A 12,120-nucleotide genomic window follows, 5' to 3' on the forward strand; every position below is an offset into this window, starting at 1 on the left:
ATATCAAAATCTTTTCGGAGACTGATAAGCTACGCGCGCTCACTTCCTTGATATATGAAATTGTTCTAAAACTTCACCGACGCCTTAACATAATATTGACCACCGCTAAATCCGTATGGCGAATTCGCAGCATATGTGAAAGCATTCTGCAATGCGCCGCGGGACGCGGAATTGGCCCTTGTTGGATATTTGTTTCCAAGATTATAGGCACCTACCGCGACATGCCATTTTTTCATAAAATCATACCCAACCTCGAGATTCGTAATAAATGACGGATTCGCATGCGTCCATTGGGCTTCGGTCAATGAAGGCGCGGCCACATACGTGTACGAGCCATATCGAACTTCCTGCGCATTGATCGACCACGGACCGCGCTGCCAATAAACAGTCAGCATCTCGGTATTTCTTGGATTGGAATGAAGCAGATATTCAACATTCGTCCGATTGAAATACGGCTGCCCCATCGCCGCAAGCAACGGAGGCGCAGCATTATATTTGCTTATCTGCGTATCGGAAATATTCACCGAAAATGAAAATCTGAACAGCCCCAGATGCGAGGCATGCAACGTATAGGAAGTCGATACATCTCCACCGTTTGTTGCCGTATTAACCGGATTGGCATAATAAGAGGCGTATTCGACCCCAGGAAGACCGAGAGGGGTCAGGAGATTCTGGATCTCACTTCCACCAAATTGAGATGTATTATAAAGACGATCATTAATCGATATTCTATATAAATTGGCAGTCAATGTCCAGTTATCGGTAATGCTTGCATCAAGACCAACACTGAAACTGCGAGAAGATTCGCCCTTTAGCCGCCCCTCACCCAGCGCCCGCGCCCATGGAGAATTCACTGGCAATTGAGCGGTCCGATATGTTGGAAATGTCGTTTCTGCAAAAAAACCTTCTTCGCCCAACGTCGGCGGTCGATATCCCGTATTGGCATTGGCGCGAATGGCCCAATGTTTGTTGAAGTTATAGCGCGTTCCGATCGAGCCCGTTGGGGCGATACCTTCATCGCTATATGCTGCGACATGACCGCCCAACGTCCACTCCCATTTGCGTGTGGCAAATAGGTCCACGTTTACCGAACCATCGTAGACACCTCGAGACAGTGTTCCGGCAGCGATCTGAGGAATACCAAAATCATCTACGGCACCGGCGGAAGCGGGCATTCCGGCGTCCGGCCCATCAAGGATCGGAATGCCGCCATCCGATACCGATTGAGGCTGGCCAGCCACCAACTGGTATGTGTCGTGACGATACTCAAAACCAAAAGACACATTAATGGGTCGCGGCAAGATAGACGTATGAATATATTTGGTCGATTTGATTCCAGCCGTCAGTTCAGAAGCTATATAGGTGCCTTTATAAAAGGTCGTCGGACTATCCACGCCATAAGTCGGATTATCGGTGTCGAACTCACCATAACGCATCTGATCGCGGCCGTACGTGGCATAGGCGTCCCATTGCATTCCCATAAAATTTGCCGAGCGAAATCCATTATTGATCTGGAAATCATTTTCCGCCGCCGTCCGGCGCGGCTCCATGCCATTGGGATGCAGCGCTCTGACGACATTATCGTTCATCGGAGCACGATAGGTCTCCGCCTGGATCGAATCCTTACGCGAGTATGTGTAGGTCCCATACCATTCGAATTTTGGAGAGATCGGAACAGCTGTGTTTATACTGACTGCCTCGAGACGGCTCTGAATAATTCCTTGGAATCTCTGAAGATTCCTTCCCAATGACTGATTGCGCGGATCATTTGGATCGAAATAAAGCTGCCCGAGATAGTCTCCGGAACGATTTGTGGGAAGTTGGTTCGTAATCTGACCCGCGATATCGAAATAGCCACCATTATGTCCAAGTGGCAATGCATAACTTGCGGTCCCGTCGATGCCCTGGCCATCGCCCGGATAATACCCGCTATTCTGCACGGTGGTGGTTCCACCTTTTTTATCGCTCTTCAGAACAATATTAACCGCACCTGCGATGGCGTCTTGTCCATATAATGCACTCGCGCCCTCCGTAATAATCTCTATATGATCAATAGCGCTCATCGGAATGAGAGAAATATCCGTCGGTTCGGTGCCATAATTCGAGCCTACCTGATAATTGAAATTGGCATCAACATGTCGACGCTTACCATTGACGAGAATGAGTGTCTGATCCGCCGAAAGATTACGAAGTTGCATGGTACGATTGAAACCGTTTCCTCCCATACCCGAAAACGGCGATGACGTTACCGCGGGCGAAAGTTGCGCCAACGCCGCCATTATATTGGTCTGTCCTGTCTGTTGTAATTGTTTCGAAGAAAAAACGAAGACTTGCGTAGTGCTATTTTTCTTCGTCGAAGTCGACAGAACAGAATTTCCCGGCGCAGCCTGACCGGAAACGCTGACTTCCTCCGATCCTACCAAGACCTCATTTGGCGATTTTAGCGCCGATTCCTGACCGTGAGCGACACTCACACCAGCCAATATTGTAGAAGCCAATATGCCCGTGCAAAATGATATACGTCGACAACATTGCATTTCCACACTCCATTTTAAGAGAATTTGGATTCCTTTTTAAGGAACCACAATATTATTCAGCATACACTTCGGGTATTTAATCGGAATCGGAACGTTTTTATTTATAATATATTATAATCCCGACGCAGTTTTTCTTCGGGCCACGAAGCGTCCGTCGCCGGGGCGTCCGATTATCTTTCCATCACGATACACGACTTTTCCGCGCAAGATTGTCATGATCGGCCAACCGGTAACTTCCATACCTTCATATGGCGTATAGTCAGCACCATGATGAAGAATACTTTGTCGAATAACGGTCTTGCGTGATGGATCCCACAAAGCAATATCAGCGTCGAATCCCGGTGCGATCGTCCCTTTTTGTGGATAGAGCCCGTAGAGTTTGGCGTGATTGGTCGATGTAAGCGCCACGAAATCATTCACGCTGATCCGACCTTCTACGACACCTTTACTGAAAAAAATCGGAAGTCGTGTCTCTACTCCGGGCACGCCATTAGGAACCCACCGGAAAGACGTCAGAGCGCGCGGACTCGTCTTTCCGTTTTCTCCTCCAAAATAAAAGGGCGAATGGTCCGAAGAGAAGGTCTGAAACAAGCCTTCCCGCAGCCCCTCCCATATTGCGTCCCAACTTTCACGATCCCTGGGCGGCGGCGAACAAACATATTTACCTCCCTCCTCGGGAGACTGAACATTTTTCAGGTCGTCGGCTGTCAAGGAAATATATTGCGGACATGTCTCGCCATATATTTTCAAGCCACGTTTCCGCGCCCATCGTAGTTGCTCTACTGTTTCGCGACCGGAAACATGAACAATCATGATTGGAACATCAAGAAGTTCGGCATAACTAATCACGCGATGTGCGGCTTCGCGCTCAACCGCCTCGGGACGAGATGAGGCATGGTAGTAAGGCGTCTTACAACCCGACTTTTCCAGTCTCTCCGTCAAAAAGCGAATAGCGTCATGCCCTTCACAATGCACCATTACGAAGGCACCGCACTCTCGCGCCTTCTCTAGAACATCCAGAATCTGTCGATCCCGCAAGACAAGATCGTCGTAGGTCATGAATATTTTAAAAGAAGGATACCCTTCCGTGACCAACGCCGGAAACTCGGATTGCAGGACTTCCGCGTTGGGGTCAGTCACGATAACGTGGAATCCATAGTCGCAATAACTTCTTGCGTCCGCCTTGGCATGATAGATCTCAAGCGTACGACGCAAGGAAACCCCTTTATCCTGCAAGGCAAAAGTGATTATAGAAGTCGTTCCACCAGCGACGGCTGACCGACTGCCGCTTTCATAGTCATCTGCCATGACGGTACCATCGTGCGTATGCTGGGCAAGATGTACATGACTATCAATGCCACCGGGAAGGACAAGCAACCCGCTGGCATCAATCGACTCGACGCCAACGATATCGATATGTCGACTGACTTCCTGGATGATCCCATCTTTAATTCCGACATCCGCCGCGAAACTATCGCTCGCCGTAACGACTGTTCCTCCATGGATGACCAGATCAAATTTAGACATCCTGCGATCGCTCCATCAAGACACAAGCCCTCGGAAATGGGCCGAAACAACCTGTGCACCATGTTGGATACAATGTCAATGAGCATCTCGATATGGAAACGATCATCAAAATGATGAATGGAGAGAATAAATATAATGCCTCAATCAAAATTTTTCCTGCCGGATCAGGCAGAATTTTTCAATAAAATCACTTCTCAAGAGAATAATAATATCATTTATATGATTTTTTTGTGGAAAAAATTCAACTTTATATTTGTTTTTATTTAGTAAATTTTTTCATAATTCGATATTTTATACAGAATATAAAGAAATTTTTCATTACTATATAGAATTGTCACTTCTATACGAACCAAGTACCCAACTGCCTGTGAGCTCCCCTCGGCGCCATCCATCAGGAGACGTCCATGATCTTCTTGAGGTTCGCGAGAACTGCAATACCACTGCACCGAGTGTGCTCGGCGAGCAACGACGCGAACTTCTCCGCTTCACGGTCTCGCAGACAAGCCATGAAGGCGTCATGCTCCTTGAGGGCCGCACACCAGCGGGTGCTATCATAATTGGCTTGAGCGCGAGCACGATAGATCTTTGCATTATGCGCTTCCCAGTCGGCTAAAAGTATCGGATTGCGGGCGAGTCGTGTAATTTCTGCGTGAATCTGCTGGTTCTGACGAAAGTACTCACCCCGCATGCCGTCCGCATGGAACGAGACAAGGCGCGTGTGCATTCCCTCCAAACGCGCGAGGTCCGTTGCATTCAGTTTCATGCAGGCAAGTCGCCCCGCCAGATGATCCAAGACTTCCATCACCTCGAAGACAGCGGCGATTTCGGTAGGGTCCACGGGCGTAACGACGGGAGTGCGATGAGGGCGCAACTCGATAAGGCCTTCTGTTGCCAGGACCTTGAAGGATTCGCGCAGCGGCGTCCGGGAAACGCCGAACGTAGCACACAGCATGCGTTCAGGCAGAGGACTCCCAGGCGGCAATTCTCCGTCCAGAACCATCTCTCGCAGGCGGGCAACCAATTGGTCATGCAGGGAGGCGGTCTGCAGCGGGCGACTTGCCTCTTGTATTGAGAGCTTCAATCGAGCCGGCTTGAACCGAAGGCGAGGCTTTGGACGAACCGTTTTAGAAACATTTCCACATGCATTAATTTTAGGCAGATTCCGCGCCAAATCCGCCTCTTTCTTGTTCATTTTCATTTTTTGACCTTTCCGCTTGCAAACAAATTATTTCTGTTCATATACCATTAAAATTAATGAAAAAAAATAACATTGCATACCAAATTCAATCTTCTCGGCCATTAGCCTTAGGAGCCAAGTCGCCTCTCGGGGAAGTTCGATAAAAAATAAAAAAACTGCGCTCCGTCCTGCTGGCACTAGGTCGCCGGCAGTCCACCGGCACGGCCTCTCATCAATGGAAATAAGGTTCACCATGACGAAACGTGTTCTCTTGGGCATGCTCACACCTTCATCCAACACGGTACTGGAGCCGGTGACGCAGGCGATGATTGCAAACCTGCCTGAGGTCTCAGCTCATTTTAGCCGCTTCAAGGTGACAGAAATCGCCTTGTCAGATACGGCGCTCAAACAGTTCGATAACACCGGGATTCTTCGCGCCGCCGAACTTCTTGCCCATGCCAATGTGGACGTCATCTCCTGGAACGGCACCTCGTCCGGATGGCTCGGTTTCGAAGCCGATGAGCGCCTCTGCGAGCAGATCACCGCCGCCACCGGCATTCCGACAAACACCTCGATGCTGGCACTCAACGAGATACTTGCCGCGAAGAATGTGAAAACGCTTGGCTATGTATCGCCCTATCTCGATGACGTACAGGCACGCATCGTCGCCAATTACGAAAAGCTCGGATATCAATGCCTAGGCGATTGTCATCTCGGCCTGCGAGACAATTTCTCCTTCTCCGAAGTTTCTGCCGAACAGTTGACTGCCATGGTGGACATGGTTGCGACAGGAAAACCAGAAGCAATCGCCGTGATCTGTACTAACCTGCGCGGCGCCCCGCTGGTGGAAGAACTCGAATCACGGACCGGCATCCCGGTCTATGACACCATTGCCACCTCGGTATGGAAGAGCCTCAAAATGGCCGGCGTGGACACCCGCCGTGTCACCGGTTGGGGCTCTCTCTTCCGTGACGTTTTCTAACGAGGGCGGATCGGCAATGACCATCCTTCTTACCGGCGCTTCCGGCTTCATGGGCCTCGCTGTTTGCGAAGCCCTGCTGGCACGCGGAGAGCATGTGGTGGGGCTGGACCTCTCGCCTGCCCCTGCAGCGGCGAAGCGCGTTTTCAGTCTCCAGCCGGGCCGTTACGAATTTGCGGCAGGCGACATGCGTGATTCCGTATTGGTCCGTCAGACAATACGCGCGTTCGGTGCAGATCGTATCATCCATCTCGCCGCGGTAACGGCGGACGCAGCGCGCGAGCGCCGTGACCCGACCTCCGTCTTTGAGGTAAACGTGCTCGGCACCCTGAACCTCTTAACCGCGGCGCACGAGGCTGGCGTGGGGCGCATAGTGCATGTCAGCTCCGGTTCCGTATACGGCACCAGCGGACGCACCCCTGCTCTCCTGCGCGAGGATGAAACACCTCTCGCGCCCGAAGGTCTCTATGGAATCTCCAAACTGACAGCCGAAGCGGCCGCCGTCCGCCTGGCCGACCTGCACGGACTGGATCTCGCGATAGGCCGTCTCGGCACATGTTTCGGACCTTGGGAGTACGCCACATCCGCCCGCGACACGCCGAGCGCACCATTACAGATTCTGTTGAGCGCGTTGCATGGACAATCGGTGACGATCGACCGGCCACATCGGCGCGATTTCCTCTATTCTCGTGATGGTGCGGCCGCGATACTCGCGCTTCTTGACGCACCGCTCCTCTCCCGCCGAATCTACAATCTGGCGGCCGGCTTCGTCTGGACGCTGGAAGCCTTCTGCGCGGGCCTTGCCATTCGTCACCTAGGGCTCGACTTCCACATTCAGGCACCAGGTACGATCGCACTTTATGCGGACTATGACCGCGCCGCCATGGACATGGAGCGTCTGCGGACCGACACGGGTTTTATCCCGCTTTTTGATCTCGACGCGGCACTTGATGACTATTTGCCTTGGTTCAAGGCGAATTCCGACCTCTTTCTGGAAACGAGCGCTCCATGATACTTCCCCCCGACGCAAGGCGCCTCGAAGGGCGCGTGGCCATCATCACCGGGGGCGCCTCCGGTATCGGCCGGGCAATCTGCCGGTTATTCGCCGCCCATGGCGCGCACGTGTTGGTGGCGGATGTCACCGAGACCGTGATCGAGGGTGGCGAACCCACCGTAGCGATTATCAATGCCGAAGGCGGACACGCGGTCTTCCAGCATTGCGACATATCCGATAGCACGCAGGTGGACGCGCTGGTGGCCCGCGCGGCAACCGATTACGGCGCGCTGGACATCATCGTCAACAATGCCTGCCTCCGCCATCCGCGCCCGCTCGTGGAACTGGCCGAGGCGGACTGGAAGCGGATACTTGACGTCAATCTCACCGGCGCCTTCCTGTGCTGCCAGGCGGCGGTGCGGCAGATGCTGGCCCAACCGCCGCGCGGCGAGGTACGCGGGCGCATTGTCAATCTCTCCTCCCAGCACGGTATGATCTCGGCACCGGGCGATCTTGCCTACGGCACCACGAAGGCGGCCATCGCCTATATGACGCGGCAGATCGCTTCCGACTACGCGAAGGATGGTATCGTCTGTAACGCCATCGCGCCGGGCAAGATCGTGACGGGACAAGGCGGCCATCTCCTCGACGAGGAGGTGCTCGACCGAGCGCGCCGTCGTACCCCCTGGCCGCGCTTCGGGCACCCCGACGACGTAGCACGCGGAGCACTCTATCTCGCCAGCGACGACGCGAGCTTCGTCACGGGCGTGAATCTGATGGTGGACGGAGGTTGGATGGCGGCGTGATTGCAGGCGATCGGCCGATTCCATAACGGCCGCCCCCATGCGCCGATCGGTGATACGAGCCGCGCACTCGAAAGTGCGCGCGCCCGCAACATCCTGGCATGCCAGAGTTAATATGGCAGGCTGGTTCGTTTTCAAGAATGCTGAAATGAGAATGGCATGCGTGCCGCCAAAGGGGGGATTTTCGGAAGGCTCTCAACGTTGTATACACTGAGGCAACGGGCGGAAGTCCTTGATGAAGAAAGTAGGCGATGTGACTGCCGGGAAAATTTCAGATCGACGTGTCACGGAAGAGGCAGTGAGAAAGGATCTCCTGCACGCCATTTTCGAACTGAGAATACCGCCGGGAAGCCACTTGGTGGAAGACGATCTCGCTTGTACCTTTGGTGTCAGCCGGACTATTATCCGTCAGGCAATCGGGCGATTGTGCCAGGATGGAATTTTCGTCAAGAAATCAAATCATGGGACTTACGTAGCGTCGCCCAACAAGAAAGAGACGATCCAGATCCTTAAAGTCCGCCGTATTATCGAACCCGAGATCGTGAAGACCGTTATTAGTATGGTCGAAGACACGGATTTGGCCGTTCTCCGAGCCCATATCGAGAGTGAACGGCTCGCGCGAGAGAAGAAGGACCGCGGTGTTCTCGTGCGACTGACGGGAGAATTTCATCTGATTCTCGCTGATTTGTGCGGCAATCCAATCCTGGCGCGCCTCATGACGGAATTGCAGGCACTCACCTGCCTGTGCATCCTTCAACATGCCAAGGGCTATAGCTGCTGCCCTGACCATGAACACGCACGCATTGCCGACGCCATTCAGGCTCGCGACAAGGCATTGGCCGTCGCCCTGATGACCGAGCATCTTGATCATGTAGAACAGGACCTGGGTATTTCCGATACATTAGAAGACCATAGTATGGTCGACGGACTGAAGTGGATTCGGGAAAAAGTGGCCTCACGCCAAACGCCCTGAGCCCATTGGCAATCCGCGTACTATGCGGCCTCGGCTGCGGCCAAGCATTCTGTATAGGAATGCTCACATTCTCCATGCCCCCATGGGGGCTGTTCGTGGTTCACCCATCCGCCGGACCTGCTCATGGCAAAGCATTCCATTGAAAAACAGGCGGTTATCCTGCGCCGGTCATGACCATCGGCGGCCAGCGGGCCGTGATCCAGTTCGATCCCGAGATCGGCCTGTTTCGCGGGGAGTTCCTGGGCCTCGGCGGCAGCCCGGATTTCTACACGGATAGCGTGGCCAGTTTGCAGCAAGAGGGCGGAACCTCGCTACGGGTCTTCCTCGAGATGTGCGCCGAAAAAGGGATCGACCCGGTGCGGCACTATTCGGGCAAGTTCCAGGTTCGCGTGAGTGAGGAACTGCATGCACGTGCGGCCGAAGCTGCCGCAGGGAAAGGCGTAAGCCTGAACCAGTTCATGCAGGACGCCGATCGCCGAGGCCGCTGCCTGATTCACTAAATCGACTGGACAGCGGCGATCCGACGCGCGTTTCCAGACAGGCTCTTACAGCACGTCAATCCCCGCCTGAGCGAACACCAGTCGCGCCGGCTCCAGTTCGCGTTCGTGACGGCGCCAGCGCGCCACGGAATCCCGATAGATCGGTCGCCTGACCTGCGCGGCACTGGGGGTCGAAACCGGCGCGGCATTTGCGTGAAAATTCAGGCACGCCTCCGACCATTCCAGGCCGCAATGCGCCAGAAGCCGCCGCGTTTCCGCCTCCTGATCACCCACCAGGTCCTCATAGCCGACTTCGAGAACCCGCCCAGGCAACACCGACTGCCAGAACCGCATCAGGCGATCGAAGCGGACATAATAACGGGCGATTTCCTCGATACTGTAACTATAGTCATAATACCGCGATGTCGTCGCAAAAAGATTCTTGAAATTGCTCAGAACCGTATCCATCGGATGCCGCCTCAGGCAAACGATGCGCGCATTGGGCAAGGCCCGGGCGATCATGCCCGCATAGAAGAAATTTCCCGGAAACTTGTCGCAAAACCGCTCGCCGCCCGAGGGCACATGATGCCGCGCCCGCTCCAGATAGGCGCGGCCGATCACCGCCATATCGGTCGCCGAGGCATGACGCACGGTTTCCGGATCCAGCACGACGCGCGTGCGCGTACCTGACGCGAATTTCACCGCCAGGGGAAACGCCTGCAACTCGCCGGCACTCACCACCCGCGGATGAGAGGACAGGATGCGATCCACCAATGTCGTGCCGGTACGCGGCATGCCGATCACGAAAATCGGCGCCTCGCCGGACGGATTCACCGCAGGCGCGGCGGCACAGACCGGCCAGTTCTCCTCGATCGCATCGAAAACCTCTTCATCGCGCGTGAAACTGTAAGGCAGATGCGCCCGATGTTCCGCATTCGCCTGCGCCAGCCACCGGAAGCCTTCCCCCGCCTCGCCTGCCTCCTCATATTCCTTGGCCAGCGCATAGCCCAGCAACAGCCGGGATTCAGGCGCCCGGGCGCGGCCATGCGCGGCCAGCAGACGCGGAATATGGTTGCGCTCGGCCGTCTGGCGTCGCAATCCGGCAAGCGTATGATGCCCCCGGGCATGGTCGGGCTCTCGCTTCAGCAGCTCTTCGAACGCCGCCTCCGCCTCGTCGACACGCCCGATAAAACTCAGCGCCACCGCCTGATTATAGCGAAACTGCGCCACGCCCGGCGCCTCTTTCACCGCGATCGAGAAATGCGGAAGCGACGCCGCATGCTCACCCAGCCGCGCATAGGCGCATCCGATCGTATCATGGGTCAGCGCATCGGCCCGCCGGCCGGCCAGGAGGCACTCTTCCGCCGCCCGCAATGCCGTCGCGGCCTCGCCGTCGCGCCGCAGAAGCAGCAGACACCGCGCCAGTTGCGCCCAATATTCCGCCGACTGCTCCAGTTCGGTCGCGGCCTGCAGATGCGTGATCGCCCCACGTATGTTCCCGAGCGTCGCCTCGCTCACGCCCAGCAGAAAATGCGCTTCCGCATTGGCGGCGTCCCTGGACAGAACCCCAGCCGCAAGATGGCGCGCCCGTTGCGGATCGCCCGCGGCCAGCGCATCGCGCGCATTCCTGTTCACCTGCTTCATATCGCCGCCACAATCCCGAACATCGACGCGATCCTGTCAATCATCCAGAATGCTCCCATGGCTCCGGCGGCGTATAGCGCAATCGCCCGCACGGCGATGCTTATCTTCAGCCGCCGGAATATCTCGAAACAGAGTGTCACGAGGGCAACGAAGATCAACTGCCCCACCTCGACCCCGACATTGAAACTGGCCAGCGCCACAAGGCGTTCCCCCGACGCGACCCCGATCTCCTCCAGCGCGCTGGCAAAACCCAGCCCGTGCAGCAAACCGAAGCTGCCGACAACAAAAGCATATTTCGCCAGCGGGAACGAACCGCGCGGCGCACCGGCCCCCGCCAGCAACGCCTCCTGGGCCATGAACATGATCGAGAGCGCAATCACGGCCTCGACGGGCGGTTCCGGGATGTCAACGATATGCAGGAACGACAGCGCGAGGGAAATGGAATGCCCCACCGTAAAGGTGGTGATCAACAGAAGCAGACGCGACCCGCCAACCAGCATGCACAGGCAGAACACGAAGGTCAGGTGGTCCCAGCCGGTCAGAATATGCAGGACGCCGCGCGTGCTGTAATAGATGACGGCCTGCGGCAGACTCCGCGCAACCGGCGCCGCCGCCGCGACCGCCAGAACGGCCCGACCATCTTCCAGTTCGACGGGATGCTGCCCCCGATCCGCGTTCAGGACGCTTTGCAGGGTGGCCCCATCAATCCGCCAGGGCGTTCCAATATGGTCCGTCGCCACGAGCGGCCGATCGCAGCTTATCTCGATGGCGACCGTAACCCGCGCCCCGCCCCCCGATCCCACGCGCTGCTTTTCCCGGCACCCGCCGGGCAACGCCAGGGCATCCTCGTTCATGACGCTCTGCGGCAGCGTCACGGTCAGAAAATAATCGTTCGGTTCCGAACCGGCGGTGAAGACGAACCGTCCCATATTGAACACATCGGCTCGTGCCACAGGCAGGCCGGACAGCAGGAACAATACCGCAAAGACGATCACGCGCCGCGTCAT

Annotated in this window: 10 protein-coding genes; 5 read left to right on the forward strand and 5 right to left on the reverse strand. The window is 55.6% G+C overall.

The features are described 5' to 3' along the window. Positions 1-65: 65 nt before the first annotated feature. The 3 genes from ACMAUO_RS07915 to ACMAUO_RS07925 form a co-directional block, all read right to left on the reverse strand. Positions 66-2,474, reverse strand: a complete 2,409-nt coding sequence (locus ACMAUO_RS07915) for a TonB-dependent receptor plug domain-containing protein (protein WP_420356370.1) — start codon at positions 2,472-2,474, stop codon at positions 66-68. A 174-nt stretch (positions 2,475-2,648) separates the two neighbouring features. Then, complete coding sequence (gene hydA, locus ACMAUO_RS07920) at positions 2,649-4,064, reverse strand: dihydropyrimidinase (protein WP_420356371.1); 1,416 nt, start codon at positions 4,062-4,064, stop codon at positions 2,649-2,651. A gap of 391 nt (positions 4,065-4,455) precedes the next feature. Continuing rightward, entirely contained in the window at positions 4,456-5,262 is an 807-nt protein-coding gene (locus ACMAUO_RS07925) for a GntR family transcriptional regulator (protein WP_420356372.1), read from the reverse strand. A 232-nt stretch (positions 5,263-5,494) separates the two neighbouring features. Between ACMAUO_RS07925 and ACMAUO_RS07930 the strand changes: the two genes are divergently transcribed. The 5 genes from ACMAUO_RS07930 (at position 5,495) to ACMAUO_RS07950 (ending at position 9,490) form a co-directional block, all read left to right on the forward strand. Further along, complete coding sequence (locus tag ACMAUO_RS07930; protein ID WP_420356373.1) at positions 5,495-6,223, forward strand: maleate cis-trans isomerase family protein; 729 nt, start codon at positions 5,495-5,497, stop codon at positions 6,221-6,223. A gap of 16 nt (positions 6,224-6,239) precedes the next feature. Beyond that, entirely contained in the window at positions 6,240-7,232 is a 993-nt protein-coding gene (locus ACMAUO_RS07935; protein WP_420356374.1) for an NAD-dependent epimerase/dehydratase family protein, read from the forward strand. Then, complete coding sequence (locus ACMAUO_RS07940; protein ID WP_420356375.1) at positions 7,229-8,020, forward strand: SDR family NAD(P)-dependent oxidoreductase; 792 nt, start codon at positions 7,229-7,231, stop codon at positions 8,018-8,020. Before ACMAUO_RS07935 ends, ACMAUO_RS07940 begins: the two co-directional genes overlap by 4 nt. Before the next feature lie 232 nt (positions 8,021-8,252). Continuing rightward, positions 8,253-8,990, forward strand: coding sequence for a GntR family transcriptional regulator (locus tag ACMAUO_RS07945; protein ID WP_420356376.1), 738 nt, complete (start codon positions 8,253-8,255; stop codon positions 8,988-8,990). A gap of 170 nt (positions 8,991-9,160) precedes the next feature. Then, positions 9,161-9,490 (forward strand): type II toxin-antitoxin system HicB family antitoxin, encoded by a 330-nt coding sequence (locus tag ACMAUO_RS07950; RefSeq protein ID WP_420356377.1) that lies wholly within the window; start codon positions 9,161-9,163, stop codon positions 9,488-9,490. Between the two features lie 45 nt (positions 9,491-9,535). On the opposite strand, the gene ACMAUO_RS07955 is transcribed toward ACMAUO_RS07950, so the two are convergent. Further along, complete coding sequence (locus ACMAUO_RS07955; protein ID WP_420356378.1) at positions 9,536-11,113, reverse strand: tetratricopeptide repeat-containing sulfotransferase family protein; 1,578 nt, start codon at positions 11,111-11,113, stop codon at positions 9,536-9,538. Continuing rightward, on the reverse strand, positions 11,110-12,120 hold the full coding sequence (locus ACMAUO_RS07960) for a HupE/UreJ family protein (protein ID WP_420356379.1): 1,011 nt from the start codon (positions 12,118-12,120) through the stop codon (positions 11,110-11,112). Before ACMAUO_RS07960 ends, ACMAUO_RS07955 begins: the two co-directional genes overlap by 4 nt.

This window comes from Gluconacetobacter brunescens, from assembly GCF_048695475.1.
In the GTDB taxonomy this organism is placed as follows: Bacteria; Pseudomonadota; Alphaproteobacteria; order Acetobacterales; family Acetobacteraceae; genus Gluconacetobacter.

Excerpts from the sequence above, each read along its gene's own strand:
- ACMAUO_RS07950 (WP_420356377.1), top strand. The coding sequence starts at position 9,161 with ATGACCATCGGCGGCCAGCGGGCCGTGATCCAGTTCGATCCCGAGATC.
- ACMAUO_RS07960 (WP_420356379.1), bottom strand. The coding sequence starts at position 12,120 with ATGACGCGGCGCGTGATCGTCTTTGCGGTATTGTTCCTGCTGTCCGGC.
- ACMAUO_RS07955 (WP_420356378.1), bottom strand. The coding sequence starts at position 11,113 with ATGAAGCAGGTGAACAGGAATGCGCGCGATGCGCTGGCCGCGGGCGAT.
- ACMAUO_RS07945 (WP_420356376.1), top strand. The coding sequence starts at position 8,253 with ATGAAGAAAGTAGGCGATGTGACTGCCGGGAAAATTTCAGATCGACGT.
- ACMAUO_RS07940 (WP_420356375.1), top strand. The coding sequence starts at position 7,229 with ATGATACTTCCCCCCGACGCAAGGCGCCTCGAAGGGCGCGTGGCCATC.
- ACMAUO_RS07935 (WP_420356374.1), top strand. The coding sequence starts at position 6,240 with ATGACCATCCTTCTTACCGGCGCTTCCGGCTTCATGGGCCTCGCTGTT.
- ACMAUO_RS07925 (WP_420356372.1), bottom strand. The coding sequence starts at position 5,262 with ATGAAAATGAACAAGAAAGAGGCGGATTTGGCGCGGAATCTGCCTAAA.
- hydA (WP_420356371.1), bottom strand. The coding sequence starts at position 4,064 with ATGTCTAAATTTGATCTGGTCATCCATGGAGGAACAGTCGTTACGGCG.
- ACMAUO_RS07930 (WP_420356373.1), top strand. The coding sequence starts at position 5,495 with ATGACGAAACGTGTTCTCTTGGGCATGCTCACACCTTCATCCAACACG.